The sequence below is a fragment of the Geodermatophilus sp. URMC 61 genome (assembly GCF_052931555.1).
In genome coordinates, this window is record NZ_JBRFHZ010000002.1 from 1,393,417 (window position 1) to 1,413,141 (window position 19,725).

General features: G+C 74.6%; 19 protein-coding genes and 1 pseudogene. 13 read left to right on the forward strand and 7 right to left on the reverse strand.

Annotated features, from left to right (window positions below):
- Positions 1–2: 2 nt before the first annotated feature.
- A complete protein-coding gene (locus ACU610_RS06475) occupies positions 3–233 on the reverse strand; it encodes a helix-turn-helix domain-containing protein (RefSeq protein ID WP_446766888.1) in 231 nt (76 codons plus the stop codon).
- Between the two features lie 106 nt (positions 234–339).
- On the opposite strand from ACU610_RS06475, the gene ACU610_RS06480 reads away from it, so the two are divergent.
- The 3 genes and pseudogenes from ACU610_RS06480 to ACU610_RS06490 form a co-directional block, all read left to right on the forward strand.
- Positions 340–1,506: an NAD(P)/FAD-dependent oxidoreductase gene (locus ACU610_RS06480; RefSeq protein WP_446766889.1), complete on the forward strand. Its 1,167-nt coding sequence runs from the start codon at positions 340–342 to the stop codon at positions 1,504–1,506.
- Positions 1,507–1,625: 119 nt separating this feature from the next.
- Positions 1,626–3,191 (forward strand): L-piperidine-6-carboxylate dehydrogenase, encoded by a 1,566-nt coding sequence (amaB, locus tag ACU610_RS06485; RefSeq protein WP_446766890.1) that lies wholly within the window; start codon positions 1,626–1,628, stop codon positions 3,189–3,191.
- Positions 3,192–3,215: 24 nt separating this feature from the next.
- Positions 3,216–3,875, forward strand: a pseudogene (locus ACU610_RS06490) (LysR substrate-binding domain-containing protein); the annotation flags it as partial.
- Here ACU610_RS06490 and ACU610_RS06495 read toward each other — a convergent pair.
- Entirely contained in the window at positions 3,827–6,370 is a 2,544-nt protein-coding gene (locus ACU610_RS06495) for an HAD-IC family P-type ATPase (protein ID WP_446766891.1), read from the reverse strand. The pseudogene ACU610_RS06490 and the gene ACU610_RS06495 sit on opposite strands and share 49 nt — an antisense overlap.
- A gap of 591 nt (positions 6,371–6,961) precedes the next feature.
- On the opposite strand from ACU610_RS06495, the gene ACU610_RS06500 reads away from it, so the two are divergent.
- Positions 6,962–7,384, forward strand: a complete 423-nt coding sequence (locus ACU610_RS06500) for a response regulator (protein WP_446766892.1) — start codon at positions 6,962–6,964, stop codon at positions 7,382–7,384.
- A 140-nt stretch (positions 7,385–7,524) separates the two neighbouring features.
- The gene (locus ACU610_RS06505; RefSeq protein WP_446766893.1) at positions 7,525–9,120 is read left to right on the forward strand and encodes a carboxylesterase/lipase family protein; all 1,596 of its coding nucleotides are present in this window, start codon (positions 7,525–7,527) and stop codon (positions 9,118–9,120) included.
- A gap of 42 nt (positions 9,121–9,162) precedes the next feature.
- Here ACU610_RS06505 and ACU610_RS06510 read toward each other — a convergent pair whose 3' ends face one another.
- Positions 9,163–9,624 carry an Lrp/AsnC family transcriptional regulator gene (locus tag ACU610_RS06510; RefSeq protein ID WP_446766894.1) on the reverse strand — a complete coding sequence of 154 codons (462 nt, stop codon included), beginning with the start codon at positions 9,622–9,624 and terminating at the stop codon, positions 9,163–9,165.
- Positions 9,625–9,791: 167 nt separating this feature from the next.
- On the opposite strand from ACU610_RS06510, the gene rocD reads away from it, so the two are divergent.
- The 5 genes from rocD (at position 9,792) to ACU610_RS06535 (ending at position 13,350) form a co-directional block, all read left to right on the forward strand.
- Positions 9,792–11,030: an ornithine--oxo-acid transaminase gene (rocD, locus tag ACU610_RS06515; RefSeq protein WP_446766895.1), complete on the forward strand. Its 1,239-nt coding sequence runs from the start codon at positions 9,792–9,794 to the stop codon at positions 11,028–11,030.
- An 84-nt stretch (positions 11,031–11,114) separates the two neighbouring features.
- Complete coding sequence (locus tag ACU610_RS06520) at positions 11,115–11,594, forward strand: DUF2975 domain-containing protein (protein ID WP_446766896.1); 480 nt, start codon at positions 11,115–11,117, stop codon at positions 11,592–11,594.
- On the forward strand, positions 11,594–11,839 hold the full coding sequence (locus tag ACU610_RS06525; RefSeq protein ID WP_446766897.1) for a helix-turn-helix domain-containing protein: 246 nt from the start codon (positions 11,594–11,596) through the stop codon (positions 11,837–11,839). The genes ACU610_RS06520 and ACU610_RS06525 overlap by 1 nt, the downstream gene beginning before the upstream one ends.
- Positions 11,836–12,951: an NAD(P)/FAD-dependent oxidoreductase gene (locus tag ACU610_RS06530; protein WP_446766898.1), complete on the forward strand. Its 1,116-nt coding sequence runs from the start codon at positions 11,836–11,838 to the stop codon at positions 12,949–12,951. Before ACU610_RS06525 ends, ACU610_RS06530 begins: the two co-directional genes overlap by 4 nt.
- Positions 12,952–13,122: 171 nt before the next feature.
- A complete protein-coding gene (locus tag ACU610_RS06535; protein WP_446766899.1) occupies positions 13,123–13,350 on the forward strand; it encodes a hypothetical protein in 228 nt (75 codons plus the stop codon).
- Positions 13,351–13,368: 18 nt separating this feature from the next.
- Here ACU610_RS06535 and ACU610_RS06540 read toward each other — a convergent pair whose 3' ends face one another.
- Positions 13,369–14,859 carry a helix-turn-helix domain-containing protein gene (locus tag ACU610_RS06540; RefSeq protein ID WP_446766900.1) on the reverse strand — a complete coding sequence of 497 codons (1,491 nt, stop codon included), beginning with the start codon at positions 14,857–14,859 and terminating at the stop codon, positions 13,369–13,371.
- Positions 14,860–15,048: 189 nt separating this feature from the next.
- Between ACU610_RS06540 and ACU610_RS06545 the strand changes: the two genes are divergently transcribed.
- From ACU610_RS06545 to ACU610_RS06555, 3 genes are read left to right on the forward strand one after another with little or no spacing between them, the layout of a single operon-like run.
- Positions 15,049–16,092 carry an amidohydrolase family protein gene (locus ACU610_RS06545; protein ID WP_446766901.1) on the forward strand — a complete coding sequence of 348 codons (1,044 nt, stop codon included), beginning with the start codon at positions 15,049–15,051 and terminating at the stop codon, positions 16,090–16,092.
- Positions 16,093–16,103: 11 nt separating this feature from the next.
- Positions 16,104–16,877, forward strand: a complete 774-nt coding sequence (locus tag ACU610_RS06550; protein WP_446766902.1) for an iron-sulfur cluster assembly protein — start codon at positions 16,104–16,106, stop codon at positions 16,875–16,877.
- Entirely contained in the window at positions 16,874–17,899 is a 1,026-nt protein-coding gene (locus ACU610_RS06555; protein WP_446766903.1) for an NAD(P)-dependent alcohol dehydrogenase, read from the forward strand. The genes ACU610_RS06550 and ACU610_RS06555 overlap by 4 nt, the downstream gene beginning before the upstream one ends.
- Before the next feature lie 225 nt (positions 17,900–18,124).
- On the opposite strand, the gene ACU610_RS06560 is transcribed toward ACU610_RS06555, so the two are convergent.
- The 3 genes from ACU610_RS06560 to ACU610_RS06570 form a co-directional block, all read right to left on the reverse strand.
- Complete coding sequence (locus tag ACU610_RS06560) at positions 18,125–18,610, reverse strand: CBS domain-containing protein (RefSeq protein ID WP_446766904.1); 486 nt, start codon at positions 18,608–18,610, stop codon at positions 18,125–18,127.
- Positions 18,611–18,758: 148 nt separating this feature from the next.
- Positions 18,759–19,148 carry a hypothetical protein gene (locus tag ACU610_RS06565; RefSeq protein ID WP_446766905.1) on the reverse strand — a complete coding sequence of 130 codons (390 nt, stop codon included), beginning with the start codon at positions 19,146–19,148 and terminating at the stop codon, positions 18,759–18,761.
- A 31-nt stretch (positions 19,149–19,179) separates the two neighbouring features.
- Positions 19,180–19,581 (reverse strand): cysteine hydrolase family protein, encoded by a 402-nt coding sequence (locus tag ACU610_RS06570; RefSeq protein WP_446766906.1) that lies wholly within the window; start codon positions 19,579–19,581, stop codon positions 19,180–19,182.
- Positions 19,582–19,725: the final 144 nt, after the last annotated feature.

The following is a 19,725-nucleotide window of genomic DNA, read 5'->3' on the forward strand; positions in this document are numbered from 1 at the left end:
GGCTAGGTCGGCACCTGCCCGGAGGTCCCGCTCGGTCCCGTCGGACTCCCCGAGCGCCAGGAGTCCCCGACCTGGGTGAACAGCCCGGCCCGCACCGATCGCTGCAGGGCGGCCATCTGCTGCTGGACGGCCCCGGTCGTGCACCCCAGGGCTGCCGCCGCCGCGGTCATGCTGCCCGTGGCGCGGACCTCGACGAGCGTCCTGAGCTCGACGAGGTCGAGGTCGACGTCCATGCGGAGACGCTGAACGGACCGAGCGACGAAGCATCGATGGTGCTGCACAGGCGTCGACCGCCACGATGGCAGCACGCTCCCGCGCTCCCGCTCACGGAGGACCGGAATGACCGCGCCCCGTTGCCACCTGCCGTCCTCCGCGTCCGTCGTCGTCATCGGCGGCGGCGTGATCGGGCTCAGCACGGCCCACGCCCTGGCCCGGGCCGGCGTCCACGACGTGGTGCTGCTGGACAGGGACGCCCTCGGGAGCGGGTCGACGTGCCGGGCGGCCGGAGGTGTCCGGGCGCAGTTCTCCGACCCGGTGAACGTCGCGCTCGGGGCGCGGAGCCTGGAGACGTTCCGCGACTTCCCCGCGCGGTTCGGCCAGGAGATCGACCTCCACCAGGTCGGCTACCTGTTCCTGCTCAGCACGCCGGAGGCCCTGGCGGCGTTCGAGGCCAACGTCGCCCTGCAGAACGCCCTCGGTGTCCCGAGCCGCCTGATCGGCGTCGAGGAGGCCCGGCGCCTGTCGCCGCTGGTCTCACCCGAGGGGCTGCTCGCCGCGGCGTACTCGCCGACCGACGGCCACTGCACGCCGGAGTCCGTCGTCCTCGGCTACGCCTCTGCCGCCCGCCGGGCGGGCGCCACGCTGCTGCCGCACTGCGCGGCCACCGGCGTCGACGTCCGGGACGGCCGGGTCACCGGTGTGCGCACCGACGCCGGGACGATCCGCACCGACACCGTCGTCTGCGCCGCCGGCGCCTGGTCGGCCGAGATCGGTTCCTGGGCCGGGGTGGACCTCCCGGTCACCCCGCTGCGGCGGCAGATCCTGGTGACCGAGCCGGTTCCGGGCCTCGACCCGCGAACGCCCTTCACCATCGACTTCGAGACCAGCTTCTACTTCCACCGCGAGGGGGAGGGCCTGCTGCTGGGCATGTCCGACCCCGAGGAGATCCCCGGCTTCGGGCTCTCCCGGTCCGACGCGTGGCTGCCGCGTCTCGGGGCGGCGATCGAGCGGCGGGCGCCGGCGCTGGCCGAGGTGGGCATCGCCGGCGGGTGGGCGGGGCTGTACGAGATGACCCCGGACCACAACGCCCTGATCGGCCGTGCCGACACGGTGGAGGGCTTCCTGTACGCGACCGGGTTCTCGGGGCACGGTTTCCTCATGGGACCGGCGGTGGGCGAGGTCGTGCGCGACCTGTACCTCGGCGAGGAGCCCTTCGTGGACGTCTCCGGGCTCAGCGCCGCACGCTTCGCCGGCGCGGACGCGCGCCCCGAACTGAACATCGTCTGAGAAGGGACCACCGTGCCCCCCACCACTCGCAGGCTCGCGGCGGGGCCCTGCACGGTGGCCGGCCTGATCCGAACACCCGCTGAGATGACCACCGTGCCCCCACCGTGGAAGGACCCCGCGTGGTGGCCGCCGACCCCCGACCCGAGGAGCTGCTCGTGACCACCCTGCCCACCGCCGACGACCTCAGCCGTTCGGCGCGGGAGGCCGCCGCCCGCTGCGGCGTCGACCTCGACTCCGTCTCCGGTGACCACCCGGTGACCTCCCCGATCAACGGGGCGCCGCTGGCCTCCGTCCGCTGGCAGGGCGCGGCCGACGTGCACGATGCGGTGTCCCGCGCGGGCCAGGCGTTCCAGACGTGGCGGACGGTGCCCGCGCCGGTCCGCGGGGGGCTGGTGCGCCGCTTCGGCGAGTTGCTCCGCGAGCACAAGGCCGACCTCGGCACCCTGGTCAGCCTCGAGGTCGGCAAGATCACCTCGGAGGCCCTGGGCGAGGTCCAGGAGATGATCGACATCTGCGAGTTCGCCGTCGGGCTGTCCCGGCAGCTCTACGGCAGGACGATCAGCTCGGAGCGGCCCGGCCACCGACTCATGGAGACCTGGCACCCGCTGGGCGTCGTCGGGGTGATCAGCGCGTTCAACTTCCCGGTGGCCGTCTGGTCGTGGAACACCGCCCTCGCGTTGGTCTGCGGGGACCCGGTGGTCTGGAAGCCCTCCGAGCTCGCCCCGCTGTCGGCCCTGGCCTCGGCCGCCCTGCTCGACCGCGCCATCGCCGAGGAGGGTGCGCCGGAGGGACTCAGCCAGGTGGTCCTCGGCGGCGCCGACGTGGGTGAGGCGCTGGTGGACCACCCCGGCGTCGCCCTGCTCAGCGCCACCGGGTCGACGCGCATGGGCCGGGTGGTGGGCCCGCGGGTGGCCGACCGCTTCGGCCGCTCGCTGCTCGAGCTCGGTGGCAACAACGCGGCGATCGTGACGCCGTCGGCCGACCTGGACCTCACCACCCGCGGGGTCGTCTTCGCCGCCGCCGGCACGGCCGGGCAGCGGTGCACCACCATGCGCCGGGTCATCGCCCACGTCGACGTCGTCGACGAGCTCACCGACCGGCTCGCCGCCGCCTACCGCAGGCTGCCCATCGGCTCGCCGATCGAGGAGGGGACGCTGGTCGGCCCGCTCGTCCACGACGCCTCCTTCAAGGCGATGCAGGACGCACTGGAGGCCGCGCGCCAGCAGGGCGGCGAGGTCGTCGTGGGCGGGGAGCGCCGGCTCGCGGACGAGGCTCCGCACGCCTACTACGTCGAACCGGCGATCGTGCGGATGCCGGCGCAGACCGACATCGTGCGGCAGGAGACCTTCGCGCCGATCCTCTACGTCCTGCCGTACCGGACGCTGGAGCAGGCGATCGCGCTCAACAACGACGTCCCGCAGGGCCTGTCGTCGAGCATCTTCACCTCCGACCAGGCCGAGGCCGAGCGCTTCCTCGCCGCCGACGGCTCCGACTGCGGCATCGCCAACGTCAACATCGGGACCTCCGGCGCCGAGATCGGCGGGGCCTTCGGTGGCGAGAAGCAGACCGGGGGCGGCCGGGAGTCCGGCTCCGACGCCTGGCGCAGCTACATGCGCCGGGCGACCAACACGATCAACTACTCCGGCGAGCTGCCCCTGGCGCAGGGCGTGAAGTTCACGGTCTGACAGCGGGACGATGCCAGCCACCCGTCCGTCGAGGTCCTGCTGGACGAGGGGGAACCCGACGAGCTGACCCCTCGGGTCCACGACGGCGACCTCGACGTCGCACTGGTCCACCGCTACACCCGGGTCCCCGTCCGGCGTCCGCACGCGCTGACGGTGACCCCGCTGCTCCGCGAGGACCTGGTCCTGGTGCTGCCTGCGGCACACCCCCTGGCCGGGGCGGGGGAGGTGCGCCTCGACGAGCTGGCGGACGCCACGTGGGTCGCCACCAGGCAGGGGACCGCGGGTGCCACGTGCCTCCACCGGATCTGCGCCGAGGCGGGCTTCGAGCCCCGGGTGGGCTACCGGAGCAACGACTACGACGTCGTCCGGGGCTTCGTCCGCTCCGGCCTCGGCGTGGCCCTCGTGCCGGTCCTGGGCCACGTCCCGGATCCGGGGGTGGGAACGTCCCGGCTCGCCGGGGTGGGCGTCCACCGACACGTCGGGGTGCTGACCCGGCCCGCCGTCGGCAATCCGGCCGTCGACGGTGTGCTCGCCGCGCTGACCGTCGCCGCCGAGGCCCTCCACGACCCTGGGCGGGGGGTGCTGCACGAGACCGCGCCCCGGACGACCGTCGGCGGGAGGAGCGGACCGGTCGGTCAGCCGTGGGCCGGTCCACGTCCGTCGGCGCTCGCCCCGGGCAGGTGAGCCAGTCCCAGGGCCCGTTCCAGGAGCCGGAACCGGTAGGCCGCGGTCAGGACGGCGAACCACAGCACCAGCGCCGGCAGGACCGTGGTGAAGACCGGGTCGGCGGCGTGGGTGAGCCCGAAGTAGTCGGTGAACGGCTCGACGAACAGCCCGCCGGTGAACGTGGCGACGAGCACGGCCACGAGCACGGCCGGCCGCCGGTCACCGTCGGGCCGGGTCCACGACGCGAAGAGCCGGTGCGGGGGTTTCAGGAAGAGGATCAGCAGGAAGGCGGCGTAGGAGACGAAGGTGGACAGCGCCGTCTGGGCCCCGATGGTCGCCGCGGCCTCCGCGAATCCGACCTCACCGGACGAGAGCCCGGTGTAGCGCTCGAAGTCCGTCACGACGAAGTCGGGGACGTCCGACGCGGTGAACCCCTCGAGCAGCGTCGTGTAGTGGTAGGCGTACACGGCGACGCCGCCGGCGGCGGTGACCACCATCGCCGGGACGACGAACCGCCACAGCGACGTCAGCAGGTGGGGGTCCGGGAGTGCGGGGCGGGCCCACATGGTGAGGAAGAGGGTCGGGAGGCCGACGGTCAGCAGGGTCAGCCCGACCTGGGCCGGGGAGTAGGGGAACCCCAGGCCGAGCATCGTCACGGCGAGGATCACCAGGCCCTGCGTGCCGACCCGGGCGAGGAAGACCTGCATCGAGGTGCCGATGCCGGAGATGATCCTCCGGCCTTCCTGCTGCGCGGGCAGCAGCGCGGTCAGCGAGTCGTCGGTGAGCACGATGTCGGCCACGTCGCGGGTGACGGCGCTGCCGCTCCTCATCGCCACGCCGACGTGGGCGCGCTTGAGCGCGCGGGCGTCGTTGACGCCGTCGCCGACCATCGCCACGTACCGGCCCTGCCGGCGCAGCGAGGCGACGAGGCGCTCCTTCTGTTCCGGGGCGATCCGGCCGAACACCGTCGTCCGGGCCGCCACGTCGTCGAACTCCGGGTCGGAGAGGGTGTCGAGCTCGGCGCCGGTCACCGGGTCCCCGCCGTCCAGCCCGGCCTGCCGGGCCAGTGCAGCCACCGTGCGGGGGTCGTCGCCGGAGACCACCTTCACCGCGGTGCCGCCGGCGGTGAGTCCGGCGAGGGTACGGGGCACGTCCGGCCGCAGCTCGTCGGCGAGGGCGACGACGGCCAGCGGCTCCAGGGCCGGCAGCCGTGGCCGGCCGGTGTCGTCGCGCAGCCGGGCCTGCGGATCGGCGGCGCGCCCGATCACCAGGACCCGCAGTCCCTGCCCGGTCAGCGCCCGCACCGTGTCGGTGAGCGGGGCGCCGGACAGGGACGGGGCCAGGGCGTCGGGCGCGCCCAGGACGTGGACCCCGTCGTCCGTGCGCAGCGCGCTCCACCGTAGCGACGACGAGAACGGGACCTCCTCCCGCACCTCCCACGGCGCGCCTGGCAGCGCCGCGGCCAGCGCCGAGGAGGTCAGGTTGGCGGCGGTTCCGCTCCGCGCCAGCGAGCCGACCAGCCGCTCCACGGCCGCGGCCCCGAGCGGGCCGACCGGCCGGACCTCCGCCAGTGAGAGGCGGCCGGTGGTCAGCGTCCCCGTCTTGTCGGTGCAGACGACGTCGACGTTGCTCACCGACTCCACCGCGTTCACCTGCTGCACCAGGGCGCCCCGGTCGGAACTCTTCGCGGCACCGACCGTGTAGGCAACCGCCACGAGGAAGAACAGCCCGTAGGGCACCAGCCCGGACAGCACCGCCGTGGTCTGCACGACGCGCACGAGCGAGAACCCCTCGAGCGCGGCCTGCAGCAGGATGGTGGCGCTCATCAGCGCCACCAGGACCATGACCAGGCGGACGACGAACTGGATGCGGCGCTGCAGCGGGGTGGTGTCCGTGGACGCCCGGCGCGCTTCGGCGGTCAGCCGGCTGGCGTAGCTCGACGCGCCGACGTCCCGGGCGAGCTGGGAGCCCCCGCCACCCACGCAGGAGCTGCCCGACAGCAGGTCCTCGCCGGGCCCCCGCAGCTGCGGCTCGGACTCGCCGGTGAGCAGCGACTCGTCGACCTCCACCCGGCCGCCGTCGAGCACCGGGCCGTCGACGACGACCTGGTCGCCCGGGCGCACCCGGAGCACGTCCCCGCGGACGACGTCCTCCTGCGCCACCGAGACCTCGCGGCCGTCGCGGAGCACGGTGACCGGGCTGCGGCTCAGCAGCTGCAACCGGTCGAGCTTGCGCTTCGCGCGGATCTCCTGCACGGCGCTGATCGCCGCGTTGACCAGCCCGAGCCCGACGCTGGTGAAGGCGTCGTTGTAGCGGCCCAGCGCCAGCAGCGCCGCGCCGATCACGAAGAGGATGACGTTGAAGAACGAGAAGACGTTGGTGCGCAGGATCCGGGCGTAGCCGCGGGACGACGCGCTGACGGCGACGTTGCCCTCGCCGCGCCGCCGCCGTGCCTCCGCCTCGCGCGAGGTGAGGCCCACCGCTCCCACGACGTCGGTCACCTGCACGTCCATGCCGCTCGCTCCCCCCGAGGTCGCCGCGCCGCGCCGGAGGCGTACCGGCTGGAGGCTGGATCCTGCGGGTCCGCGGCCGTCCCCGGCAGGACCTCGTGCCGTCCGGGAGTCTCTCCCGCAGCGCGCGGGACCGCTGCCCGGGAGCGTCACCCACCGGACCGTCGGACGCCCCGGAGGCGCACCCACCGTGGCTCCCCGGAGTGGGAAGGCGGCCCGGGCGAACGCCGCGCCGTGCACCAGCCCGAAGAGGCCGGCGACGCAGACCTCGCCCCGCGGCACGATGGCCAGGGCGGCGACGCCGCCGACGATCGGTCGGGGAGAGCGGCGGAGGAACGGGGCACGCGGCTCGGCGTCCGGCTCGGCAGGAGTCGGAGGCGCGAGAGTCGTGGTCTTGCCCGGCACTGTCGGTGCATGCGGTGTGACCGCCCTGGGCATGGGCTGGGCGTTCGCTGGGTGGGCCGAGGCCGAGCGGCCGTCAGGCGGCCCGTCGGTGGAGCCGGTGTGGTAGGCAGTCGCACCTCGTGGAGGACGACTGCCGACCAGGGCGAGGACCGGCCGGGAGTCCACGCCGCATAGCGAGGAGGGGTGCAGATGACGGAGGACGGATGCGCCGGCGACGCCTCCGCCGACATCCGGGTCCTGCTGGTCGACGACCACCCGATGGTGCGCAGGGCCCTCGCTGAGGCGCTGTCCGACGAGGACGGCCTCACCGTCGTCGGCGAGTGCGCGGACGGAATGCAGGCAGTGGAGGCCGCCGCGCGCCTGGCCCCCGACGTCGTGTTCATGGACGTGTCCATGGCCGGGATGGACGGGCTGACGGCCACGGCAGCGCTGCGCGCCGCCCGGCCCGAGGCCCGGGTCATCGTGCTGAGCGGGGAAGGCCCCGAGGCGGAACCCGAGGCCGTGGTCGCCGGTGCGCACGCCCTCGTGCCGAAGGGCACCCGTCTCGGTCCGCTGCTCCGCTGCCTGCGCACGGTCGCCGCCGGCGGCACGGACTGTCCGTTCTGCCTCTGACGACCTCCGGCCCCGCACAGGACCGGAGGGGAGCCGCACTGTTGCCGGCAGCCGGGCCGGAGCAGGATGGGCAGCCCCGTTCGGAGCCATCAGAACGGCCGACCTCCCCGCCCGCGCCGGGCGGAGCAGGAGGAGTCGCGATGTCCCGTTCCCTCCGCGGCACGTCGGCCGCGGTGCTGTCCGCCCTCGTGCTCGCCTGCCTGCCGGCGTCGGCGGCCCTGGCCGCGCCCGAGTCGAGTGAGCCGCCCGTCGTCCACACCGGGTCCGGCGCGGTGAGCGGCGTGCAGGCCGGCGGCGTGGACGGCTACCTCGGCATCCCGTACGCCGCACCGCCGGTCGGGGAGCTGCGGTGGAGCCCGCCGCAGCCGCCCGCGCCGTGGGACGGCGTCCGGCCGGCCGACGCCTACGGCAACCGCTGCCCGGCGACCGAGAGCACGAACGGTCCGCGCTCGGAGACCGAGGACTGCCTGTTCGTCAACGTGCAACGACCCGCCGGGACCACGCCGGAGGACCGTCTGCCCGTCTACGTGTTCATCCACGGCGGCGGCCTGGTCAACGGCAGTTCCAACCAGGCCGACATGGCCGCGATCGTCGCGGCGACCGGGATCGTCGGGGTCACCATGAACTACCGGCTCGGCCTCCTCGGCTTCCTCGGGCACCCGGAGCTCACCGCGCGCCAGGGCGAGTCCGGCAACTACGGGCTCATGGACCAGCAGGCGGCGCTGCGCTGGGTCCAGGAGAACATCGCCGCCTTCGGCGGCGACCCCGCGCGGGTGACGATCGGCGGGGAGTCGGCCGGCGGGTGGTCGGTCTGCACGCACCTGGTCGCCCCGGGGTCCCGGGGCCTGTTCGCCGGGGCCATGATCCAGAGCGGCTCCTGCCCGAGCCGCAGCCAGGACGCCGCGGACGCCACGGGTCAGGTCGTCGCGCAGGCGGTCGGGTGCAGCCCGTTCGCGAGCGCGGTGGCCTGTCTGCGCGGCAAGCCCGTGGGTGAGCTGATCGACGCCCCGACCCCGCTGGTCCCGCCGGTCGCCGGTACGCCGTTCCTCCCCACGGACCCGCGCGTCGCGGTCGGCACCGGGGACCTCGCGCGCGTCCCGGTGGTCGTCGGCGCCACCCTGCACGAGGGCCGGACCTTCGCCGCCGGGAACATCGGCTGGACCAGGGAGCAGTACGAGACGTGGATCCGCGACTCCTTCGCCGAGCACGCCGACGCCGTCCTGTCCCGCTACCCGTGGCCGGCCGACGCGGACCAGTTCACGCCCGCCTACCTCTCGGGTGCGATCCTCACCGACGCCGGCCTCGCGTTCGGCATCGGCGGCTGCCCCAACCGGGCGCTCACCCGTGACCTGGCCGCGCACGTGCCGACGTGGGCCTACGAGTTCGCCGCCCGCACCGGACCCGGGCTGCAGCCGATCCCGGGCTACGAGTGGGGCGCGGGGCACGCCGCCGAACTGGCGTACCTCTTCCCGAGCTTCGACAACGGCGTTCCCATCGCACCCACGTTCGATGCCGGTGAGCAGCAGCTGGCGGCGGAGATGAAGCAGTACTGGGCCGCCTTCGTGCAGCGCGGCGACCCCGGCGTGCCCGGCCAGGCGGCCTGGCCGTCGTACGACGCCGAGCAGGTCGTGCTCTCGCTGCAGCCCGCCGGCGGGAGCACCGCCGTCCCCGACGCCGCGCTGGCCGAGGAGCACCAGTGCGCGTTCTGGGACCCGCTGACCGCCGGGGGCGCCTGATCGGCACGTCCGCCCGGCGCTCCAGCCGGGGGACGGGTGGCCTCAGGGGCGGGGGCGGTCGATCAGCCGGGAGAGCACGACCTCGCTGCGGGTCTGGTGGACGTTGGGTTGCTGCCGCAGCCGCTCGATGGCCTCCTCCAGGTGCGGGATGTCGGCGGCCAGGATGTGGACCAGCGCGTCCGCGGAGCCGGTGACGCTCCACGCGCCGACCACCTCGGGGACCTCGCCGAGACTGCGCCGCAGCTCCAGCGGGGACGGCGTCCCCTCCCAGAACACCTCCACGTAGGCCTCGGTCGTCCAACCGAGGACCTCGGGGTCGACCAGCGCGGTGAAGCCGCGGATCACCCCGTCGGCCAGCAGGCGGTCCACCCGGCGCTTGACCGCGGGCGCGGACAGGCCGACCTCGGCGCCGATGACGGCGTACGTGGCGCGGGCGTCGCGCGTCAGGCAGCCGATGATCTGCCGGTCGAGCGGGTCCAGGCGGTCGACAGGCCTCTGCAACACATCGAACACCGTAGGCCCTCAGACGCAACGGATGCACCCTGATCATGCAACAGAGGAGCATTGATGCCGCTGTCCGGCGTCCCTAGCCTCTGGGCACGGCCGCCGCCCGACACGACCGGGTCGCCGGCCGGTGGAGAGACCGACGCCCCACCCGGAGGAGGCCCCCCATGACCACGACACGGCGTACCGACGGCCCGCTCTCCTCGAGCGAGCACGCGGCGCTCACCGAGACGGTGACGGCGCACAACTACGCCCCGCTGCCCGTGGTCGTGGCCGAGGCGCACGGGGCGTGGGTGACCGACGTCGACGGCCGCCGCTACCTCGACTGCCTGGCCGGGTACTCGGCGCTGAACTTCGGCCACGGCCACCCGGTCCTGCTGCAGGCGGCACGGGAGCAGCTCGAGCGGGTCACGCTCACCAGCCGCGCGTTCTACAACGACCGGCTCGGGCCCTTCGCCCGTGACCTGGCGGCGCTGGCCGGGATGGACCTGGTGCTCCCGATGAACACCGGGGCGGAGGCCGTGGAGACGGCGATCAAGGTGGCCCGGCGCTGGGGGTACCGGGTGAAGGGCGTCCCCGCGGGGCAGGCACAGATCGTCGTCGCGGCGGGCAACTTCCACGGGCGCACCACCACGATCGTCAGCTTCTCCACCGACGACTCGGCGCGCGAGGGCTTCGGGCCCTTCACCCCGGGCTTCACCGTGGTGCCCTACGGCGACGCCGACGCGCTGCGGGCGGCGCTCACGCCGGAGACGGTGGCGGTGCTGCTGGAGCCGGTGCAGGGGGAGGCCGGCGTCGTCGTGCCGCCGCCCGGCTACCTCGCCGCGGTGCGGCAGGCGTGCACCGACGCCGGGGTGCTGTTCGTCGCCGACGAGGTCCAGTCCGGACTGGGCCGGACCGGCGCCACCTTCGCCTGCGAGCTCGAGGGCGTCGTCCCCGACGTCTACCTGCTGGGCAAGGCCCTCGGCGGCGGCATCGTCCCGGTGTCGGCGGTGGTGTCCACGCACGAGGTCCTCGACGTCCTCACGCCGGGCAGTCACGGGTCGACGTTCGGCGGCAACCCGCTGGCGGCGGCGATCGGGCACGCCGTGGTGGGGCTGCTGGAGACCGGCGAGTACCAGGAGCGCGCGGCCAAGCTCGGCGTCCAGTTGCGCGACCGGCTCGACGACCTGGTCGGGCACGGCGTCCAGGCGGTGCGGACGCGCGGGCTGTGGGCCGGGATCGACATCGACCCCGCGCTGATGACCGGGCGCGCCGCGTGCGAGCGGCTGGCCGAGCGCGGCGTCCTGGTCAAGGACGCGCACGGGCAGACCATCCGGCTGTCCCCGCCGCTGGTCGTCGAGCCCGACGACGTCGACCGGGCCGTGGACGCGCTGGCCGCCGTCCTCGACGCGGGAGGGCGCTGACCCCGGGGTGCTCGAGCGACCCCGTCGGAGGGATGACGCATGTCATCGATTGACTTCCGATAAGCACCTATCGACAATCGATGCGTGATCACGACGCGTCGGGTGGTCGGCCCGCTCAGGTTCCTGCTCGCGGTGGCGTTCGCCGCCCTGGTGCTGGCGCAGGTGGTCTTCCTGCCGGCGCTGTCGGGGGCGATGGCCGAGGACTCGCCGGAGCTGGCGTACCTGCGGTGGCCGACGCTCGTGGTCGCCGTGCTGGGGCTGGGCTGCGTCCAGGTCGTCATCGTGTGCACCTGGAAGCTGCTCACCCTGGTCGAGGACGACCGCATCTTCAGCGCGGCGTCCATGGCCTGGGTGGACGCGATCGTGGGCGCGATCGCGGCCGCGTGGCTCCTCTTCCTGGGCACGTTCGTCTGGTCCGTCGTCAGCGTGGGTCTCCCCGGCCCGCCGCTCGTGCTCCTGCTCCTGCTCGTGGCCGGCGCCGTGGTCGGGCTGCTCGTGGTGGTGATGCGTGCGCTGCTGCAGCAGGCCACGACGCTGCGGACGGACATGGAAGCGGTCATCTGATGCCGATCGTCGTGCGCATCGACGTCGAGCTGGCCAAGCGCAAGATGAGCGTGGGTGAGTTCGCCGAGCGCATCGGGCTGACTCCGGCGAACGTCGCGGTGCTGAAGAACGGCCGGGCCAAGGCCGTCCGGTTCAGCACGCTGGAGGCCATGTGCCGGGTGCTCGGCTGCCAGCCCGGCGACCTGCTGGAGTGGGTCCCCGACGAGCACGAGGCACCGCACGCCGCGCACGAGGCCCGCCGGTGAGGGACGGCGCCGACGTGCTCGTCGTGGGGGCCGGGCTGGCCGGGCTGCACACGGCCACGCTGCTCGCCCGCCGAGGCCACGACGTGCTCCTCGCCGATCGGCGGCCCGGGCTGGCCGGCGCGATCCGCACCACCGGCATCTTCGTCCGCAAGACCCTCGACGACTTCCCGCTGCCCGCGGAGTGCCTCGGCCCGCCGATCCGGCGCGTGGTGCTCCACCCCCCGGGACGCGGCCGTCCGGTGGAGCTGGTCAGCGGGCGCGACGAGTACCGGGTGGGCGACATGGGCCCCCTCTACCTGGCCGCGGCCCGGGAGGCGGCCGACGCCGGCGTCCGCGTCGCGCTGGGCACCCGGTACGACGGCCGGCGGGACGGTGGGCACCTGCTGGCCGGCCCGGACGGCCGGATCCGGGTGCGGGCGCGGTTCGTCGTCGGCGCGGACGGCGCCCGCTCGCGCGTGGCCCGCGACCTCGGGCTGGACCGCAACCGGCACCTGCTGGTCGGGGCCGAGGAGGTCTTCGCGATCCCGCACGGCGGGGGGCCACCGACGTTCCACTGCGTGCTCGACCCCTCCCTGGCGCCCGGCTACCTGGCCTGGGTGGTCAACGACGGGCGGCACGCCCACGTCGGCGTCGCCGGCTACGCCGACCGGTTCCCCGACGGCATGCGACGGGCCCTGGACCGGTTCCGCGCCTCCGCGCCCGGGCTGCCCGCCGACCACCGTCCCGAGGAGGTCGAGCGGCGGGGCGGCCCGATCCCCGTCGGCGGCCTGCTGCGTCGGATCAGCGGTCCCGACGGACTGCTCGTCGGGGACGCGGCGGGTGCGGTCTCCCCGCTCACCGCCGGTGGCCTCGACCCGTGCCTGCGCCTGTCGGAGCACGCGGCCGACGTCCTCGACGACGCGCTGCGCACCGGGCGGCCGCGTGCCCTCGAGCGGTACGACGGTGCCGCGCTGCGCGCCCGCTTCCGGGGGCGGCTCATCCTGCGCCGGGGGCTGGCCCAGGTGCGCACGCCGACCGTCGCCGCGGCGGCGTTCACGCTGCTGCGCACGCCGGTCGGTCGGGCGGCGGCCCGCCACATCCTCTTCGGCGACCGGTCCTTCCCCGCCCCCTGACCGCGGTCCGGGGTGCGGTGTGCGGGGCCTCACCGCAGCGATCCCCCGGAGCGCGCCGGCCCGCTCGTACGGTGGAGACGACACGTCGGACGCCGGCCCGCGGCTCGCGTCCGACAACCGAGACCCAGCGCAGCGGGACGACCCCCCTCCCGCGAGACCGAGGACAGCGACATGGCCGACTCCCACGCCTCCCACGCAGCTCGGCGGACCCGCCGCCTGGTGCGCAGCCTGGGGCAGCTGGCGCTCCTCGACTCCTGGTCCCCGGACAGCTCCCGGCTGCACTCGCTCTCGGCCGCCCGGCGCGGCCTGCGCGACGAGTGGACCCGCTCGGGCGACCTCACCGAGGCCCAGGCCCGTGCGCTGGTGGCGCTCGACGAGACGACGCCCTGGCAGGTCTGACCACCGCCCCGCGGGCGCTCAGTCCGTCGCGCGCGGCACCGTGATCTTGTACTGGGCGATCTTCCGGTAGAGCGTGGCGCGGCCGATGCCGAGCTCCTCGGCGGCGCGGGTCACCGTGGTGTGGGGCCGGGTGAGGCAGCGGACGATCTCGTCCCGCTCGAGGCGCTCCAGCCGGCTGAGCGGGCGGCTGCCGCCGTCGAGCACCTCAGGCGCCAGGTGGTGGACGTCGACCACGTCGGCCCGGGTCACGGCGTCCCGGACGACGCGGCGCAGCTGCCGGACGTTGCCCGGCCAGGCGTAACCGGTCAGCGCGCGGGCCGCCCGCGGGGTGAAGTCGACCGGGCGGTGCCGCTCCTGGCGGGCCGACCAGTGGGCGAGCGGCAGGACGTCGTCCGCCCGCAGCCGCAGCGGCGGCGCCTCGACCACGGCATCGGCCAGCTGCGCGAGCTGCCCGGGGATCGCCGCGAACTCGGGTGCGGAGAGCACGAACGGCTGGGGCGACCCGGCCCGCCGGACCGCGGCCAGGGTCTGCGCGAGCTCGCCCGCCGCCCACGCCGGCAGGTGCTGCAGCCCGGAGACGATCACGCAGGTGTCCGCGTCGCGCAGCTCCGGCGTCCACAGCTCGAGCCAGGCCGCGACGTCGCCGGACTCGGGGGCCCGGGCGTGCAGCAGCCGCTGGCGCGGGGCGAGCCGCCGGCGGGCGAGGGCGGCCAGCGTGGCCTTGCCCGCGCCCGGCTCGCCGACGACCGCGGTCACCCGGCCGGAGGCGACGGCGGCCGCCGCCTCCTCCGTCGCGGCCCGCCAGCTCGCCGACACGCACGGGTCGCCGGCGTCCGGGGTCAGGTGGCTGCCGATGACGTGGAAGACCTCGCCGCGGGGCGCCGGCCGCACCGTCCGGCCGCCGGCGCGCACGAGCATGAGTGCGCTCGTGGCGTGGGCCGCCGTCTGCGCCAGCCCCAGAAGCAGCCCGGAGGAGCTGCTCGACCAGGTCGTGAGGTTGATGCTGCCGGCCAGCTCGCCGGTGACCGGCTCGATCACCGGTGCCGCCGCGCAGGTGTAGCCGCGCAGGTCGGTGCAGTAGTGGTCCTCGGCGCGGACCAGCGAGGGCGCCCGGTCGGCGAGGGAGAGCCCCAGGCCGTTGGTGCCGGCGTTGCGCTCGTTGTAGGAGAAGCCGGGCGCCAGGTGCACCCGGTCCAGCGACCGCTGCATGTCGCGGTCGTCGCCGATCCGGGCCAGGACCAGCCCCTCGGAGTCGGCCACCATGAGGCTGACCGGCTCGTTCGGGATGGTCGCCTGCAGGTCGGTGAGGACCCGGTGGGCGCACTCGTAGAGCAGCGACCCGGTGTCCGGCGAGCCGCTGAAGACGGGGATCACCTCGTCCGGTGGGACGCCGTAGCCCTGGCTGCGCCGCCACGAGGCGCGCAGCCGCGGTGCCGCCGTCCGCCCGGCCAGCTCGGGGTCGGTCACCGGCCCGACCGCGCTCGACAACTCGTCCCGGTGCACGTCCACGGGCACCTCCGCCGGCCGCGGGCGAGGACTCACCCGCTGTGTCGTGTGTCACGAGACTGTACGCGTCGGTTCCGCCGGGACGACGTCCCAAAGTGAGACAACGACCTGCTCTGCAGCCCGTGTCCCGCTGCCTAGCGTCGTCGGCCAGGGAGCGTGACCGCTCTCACAGCGAGCCGACGGAGGCCGGAGATGTACAGCAAGGACGGCGAGCAGTACTACGTCGTGGACTCCCACATCGCCCTGTGGGACGCGCGTCCGGAGAACCAGCGCAACATCCACGGCAAGCAGTTCATCGACTGCTTCTACGACTACCACCGCAACCTCAGCCCGGAGTCCGAGACCTGGGGCTACGAGGAGTACCTCTACCAGGGCGGCGAGCGGCTGATGCGCGACGTCTTCGTCGACGGGATCGTCGACCACGCGATCTTCCAGCCGGCCCGGCTCGCCGAGTTCTACCACCGGGGCTTCGGTCAGACCGAGGAGGCGTTCGCCCTCGCGCAGGCCCACCCGGACAAGCTCACCTACAACCACTACTGGGACCCGCGCGACGGCGAGAACGGTCTCGACGAGCTCCGGGCCAACGCCGAGCGGATGCGGCTCAAGGGCGTGAAGCTCTACACCGCCGACTGGCACGGCGAGTCCCGCGGGTGGAAGCTCACCGACCCCATGGCCTACCGCTACTTCGAGGCCTGTCGTGAGCTGGGCATCAGGAACATCCACATCCACAAGGGCCCGACCATCCGGCCGCTGGACCGGGACGCCTTCGACGTCGCCGACGTCGACCACGCGGCCTCGGACTTCACCGACCTGAACTTCGTCGTCGAGCACTGCGGGCTGCCGCGCCTCGAGGACTTCTGCTGGATCGCCACGCAGGAGCCGAACGTGTACGCCGGCCTGGCCGTCGCGATGCCGTTCATCCACACCCGGCCGCGCTACTTCGCGCAGATCATGGGCGAGCTCGTCTACTGGCTCGGCGAGGACCGCATCCTCTTCTCCAGCGACTACGCGCTGTGGACGCCGAAGTGGCTGGTCGAGCGCTTCGTGGACTTCCAGATCCCCGAGGACATGACCGAGTACGCCCCGCTGACCACCGCGGTGAAGAAGAAGGTGCTCGGCCTCAACGCGGCCAAGCTCTACGACCTGCCGGTGCCGGCCCACCTGCAGCTGCCCGACGCCGACGAGACGGCCACCGGCCCGCGCGAGCCGGCCGCCGCCGACCTCGCCACCGTCTGAGGAGGACGCCGATGACCGCGCTGCTCCCCGACCTCGCCACCGAGGTCTCCGAGACCGAGGTCAGGGCCGCGCTGGGCACCGTCGTCGACCCCGAGCTGGACGAGCCGATCACCGACGTCGGCTTCGTCCGCTCGGTGTCGGTGAACGGCTCCACCGTCGAGGTGCACCTGCGGCTGCCCACCTCGTTCTGCGCGCCCAACTTCGCCTGGCTCATGGTCTCCGACGCCCACGACGCGGTGTCCGCCGTCCCGGGGGTGCAGTCCGTGCTGGTCGAGCTCGACGACCACCACGACTCCGACCTGATCAACCGCGGGATGGCGGCCGGGCTGGGGTACCGGGGCACCTTCGGGCACGAGGCGGAGGAGTCGCTCGACGAGCTGCGGGCGACGTTCCAGCGCAAGGCGCACACCGCGGCGATGGAGCGGGCGATCACCGCCCTGCTCCGCACCGACCCCACGGTGGACGTCGCGGCGCTCACCCTCGGCGACCTGCCGGCCGGCGAGCACACCACCGACGCGCTGCTGCGCCGGCGGGCGGCCCTGGGCCTGCCCGTCGACGACGGGGCACCGGTGCTCGTGCACGACGACGGCACCCGGCCCGACCCCGCACAGGCGGAGATGGTGCTGCGCCGGGCCCGCTCGGTGCGCATCTCCGTCGACGGCAACGCCCACTTCTGCCGGGGTCTGCTCACCACCCGCTACCCCGGGTCGGAGGCCGACCAGACGCCCCGCCCCGAGGACCGTCCCCTGCTCCCGCTCACCGTCTCGAAGGGAACCCACCCGTGAAGGCCGTCCGCGTGCACGAGTACCACGCCGACCCCACGATCGACGACATCCCCGAACCGCAGATCCAGGGTCCGCTCGACGTCATCGTCAAGATCGGCGGCGCCGGGGTCTGCCGCACCGACCTGCACATCCTCGAGGGCCAGTGGGCCGACCTGCAGAACCCGGAGCTGCCCTACGTGATCGGGCACGAGAACGCCGGGTGGGTGCACGAGGTCGGGGAGGGTGTCACCAACGTCGCCGTCGGTGACACCGTGATCCTGCACCCCCAGCCCAGCTGCGGCCTGTGCATGGCCTGTCGCGCCGGCCGGGACATGCAGTGCGGGAACGCCTTCTTCCCCGGGCTGTCGAACAACGACGGCGGCATGGCCGAGTACCTGCGCACCACCGCCCGCGCCTGCGTGAAGCTCGACCCGTCCACCAACCCGGCCGACGTCGCCGCACTCGCCGACGCCGGCATCACCGCCTACCACGCCGTGCGCAAGGCCCTGCCGCTGCTGCACCCGGGCACGACGGCGGTCGTGCAGGGCGCCGGCGGTCTCGGCCACATCGGCGTCCAGTGCCTGGCCGCCCTGTCGGGCACCCGGATCGTCGTCGTCGACCGCAACCCCGATGCCCTCGAGCTCGCCCGGCAGATCGGCGCGGACGAGACCGTGGTCGCCGACGGCAACCAGGTGCAGGCGGTCCAGGACCTGACCGGCGGGGGTGCGGACGTCGTCCTCGACTTCGTCGCCGAGCAGGGCGCGGAGATGGACGGCTGGCACATGACCGGCCCGGCCGGCTCGTACTTCGTCATCGGGTACGGCGGCGAGCTCCGGATCCCGACGCTGGACTTCGTCGCCGGCGAGAAGAACATCGTCGGCAACATCGTCGGCACCTACACCGACCTGGCCGAGCTGATGGTGCTCGCGCAGGCCGGGAAGGTCACCCTGCACACCCAGCAGTACCCGCTGGACAGGGCCGTGGACGCGCTCCGCGACCTCGACGCCGGGAAGGTCCGGGGCCGGGCGATCCTCGTCCCTTGACGCAGGACCACCCTTCCCGCCACGCCTCGCAGGCTCGGCGCGGGTCCCTGGAGGGTGGCCGACCCGTCTCCGGCACGTGCGGCCCGGGTCCCTCCTGGGGACCCGGGCCGCGACGCGTCACGACAGGACGGGCAGCTCCAGCCCTGACGGGTGCGCGGCGTCGTGGAACACCTCGAAGCGGCGGGTGCGGCCGGTGGTGGCGGTCGCCAGCGGTTCGCCGGTCCCTCACCCCGCCGGCGCAGGGGTCTCCGGCGTGCACCGGCGGGAGCGGGCGCGCTCGGCCACGCCCGCGTCGCTGCAGTAGCCGGTGCGCCGGCGCTTGAGGCACAGCAGCCCGAGCAGCCGGCCCTCGTCGCCCACCACCGCCAGGCGGCGCCGGCCGGTGCGCAGGAGGGACGCGTGCACGTCGGCGAGGAGGGCGGCCGGTGCGACGGTCCGGCCGGCCAGCCGCGACAGCGGGAGGGCCGGCGCTGCGGCCGGCGCGGTGTCCGGCACGTCCTCGCGCAGCAGCGTGCCGCGGAGGACGCCGTCCTCGGTGAGCAGGGCCATCACGACGTGGTCGTCGGCGAGGACCGCCCGGACGTCGGCGACCGAGGCGTCGGCGGGCAGGGTCTTCGGCCGGCCGATCATCACGTCGGCGACGGTCGGCCCGGTCACCTCTGCGCCGTCCGCACGGGGCGGTGGGGCGACGCCCAGCAGCTCCGCGTCCATCGCCCGCACCTCCTGCCCTCGGTGATCCGTCGACCCCCGCATGGTGCCCCACCCGGCTGCGTCCACCCGTCGGGCGGGCCGGGATGCGGCCGGTCGTCGTCGTCCCCCGGCGGATGACCGCACGCGGCCGCATCCCGGCGCCGCCGGCTCACGGCGCGTCGAAGAGGGTCACCTCGTCCGGCCGGGCGGTGAACGGGTTGGCCCACTGCGACGGCGCGCCGGTGATCGGCTGGGCGTCGGTCACCACCACGAAGGGGGTGCCGGGGTAGACGGCGAGCACCCGGGTGGTCGAGGTCAGCGTCTCGGTGCGCTCGATCAGCTCGCCGCGCCGGAGCTGCTGCGTCGTCCGCTCGCCACGCAGCTCCGCACCGACCTCGGCGACCCACCGGGCGCCGTCCTGCTGGAAGGCGATGGCCTGCACGCGCCGGCCCGGGGGGGCGGGCTCGCAGCCGGCGAACTCGGCGAGGGCCTCGTACAGCCGCTCGGCCTGCTCGTCGTCGCTCGCCCGGGGGAGGAAGAAGGCAACCACGGCCGCCATCCTCGCCGTCCGTACCGACAGGCCGGGACGGCTAGCAGCCCCGGCCGGCCGCTGCTGCCTGCGCCCCCCCGTGCGCGACCTCCGCGGCGGACATGGCGCGGACGCCGTCGAGCTCGACCGCGGGCGCGGGCAGCAGGCCGGGGGCCACCCGGGCACCTGCCGACCCCGGCCGCACGACCGGCGCGCCCGCCCGGACGGCGGCCCGGCGGACGAGGTCGACGTCCCCGTCGTAGAGCCGGACGACGTGCACGACGGGCCGCCCGGCCGCCCGGTAGGCCGCGACCAGCCGGGCGAGTTCGGGCAGCACGGCCGACGTGCCGGCGACCGCCGCGGTCCCGCCGTCGAGGAAGTCGGCCTGCGTGTCGATCACGAGGAGCGCGGAGGTCTGCAGGTGGGGCTCGGTGAAGGCGTCGTTCGTCGGGGGAGTGCTCATCGCGCCACCCTTCCAGGACCCCGCCACCGGGTGTGCCTCGGCGGGGTCACCCCCTGCCCCGGATGGTGGGCAGCGTCCGAGTGTCCCGGGGACGGGAAGGCGTCGCGCACGCGCGACCGGGAGCCCGCGGGGGAGGCGCCCGGC

Bases quoted from the DNA above. Each gene is read 5' to 3' on its own strand.
- ACU610_RS06550 (WP_446766902.1), top strand. From the start codon at position 16,104: ATGACCGCGCTGCTCCCCGACCTCGCCACCGAGGTCTCCGAGACCGAG.
- ACU610_RS06495 (WP_446766891.1), bottom strand. From the start codon at position 6,370: ATGGACGTGCAGGTGACCGACGTCGTGGGAGCGGTGGGCCTCACCTCG.
- rocD (WP_446766895.1), top strand. From the start codon at position 9,792: ATGACCACGACACGGCGTACCGACGGCCCGCTCTCCTCGAGCGAGCAC.
- ACU610_RS06475 (WP_446766888.1), bottom strand. From the start codon at position 233: ATGGACGTCGACCTCGACCTCGTCGAGCTCAGGACGCTCGTCGAGGTC.
- ACU610_RS06480 (WP_446766889.1), top strand. From the start codon at position 340: ATGACCGCGCCCCGTTGCCACCTGCCGTCCTCCGCGTCCGTCGTCGTC.
- ACU610_RS06500 (WP_446766892.1), top strand. From the start codon at position 6,962: ATGACGGAGGACGGATGCGCCGGCGACGCCTCCGCCGACATCCGGGTC.
- ACU610_RS06545 (WP_446766901.1), top strand. From the start codon at position 15,049: ATGTACAGCAAGGACGGCGAGCAGTACTACGTCGTGGACTCCCACATC.
- ACU610_RS06535 (WP_446766899.1), top strand. From the start codon at position 13,123: ATGGCCGACTCCCACGCCTCCCACGCAGCTCGGCGGACCCGCCGCCTG.
- ACU610_RS06505 (WP_446766893.1), top strand. From the start codon at position 7,525: ATGTCCCGTTCCCTCCGCGGCACGTCGGCCGCGGTGCTGTCCGCCCTC.
- ACU610_RS06570 (WP_446766906.1), bottom strand. From the start codon at position 19,581: ATGAGCACTCCCCCGACGAACGACGCCTTCACCGAGCCCCACCTGCAG.
- ACU610_RS06560 (WP_446766904.1), bottom strand. From the start codon at position 18,610: ATGGACGCGGAGCTGCTGGGCGTCGCCCCACCGCCCCGTGCGGACGGC.
- ACU610_RS06565 (WP_446766905.1), bottom strand. From the start codon at position 19,148: ATGGCGGCCGTGGTTGCCTTCTTCCTCCCCCGGGCGAGCGACGACGAG.
- ACU610_RS06525 (WP_446766897.1), top strand. From the start codon at position 11,594: ATGCCGATCGTCGTGCGCATCGACGTCGAGCTGGCCAAGCGCAAGATG.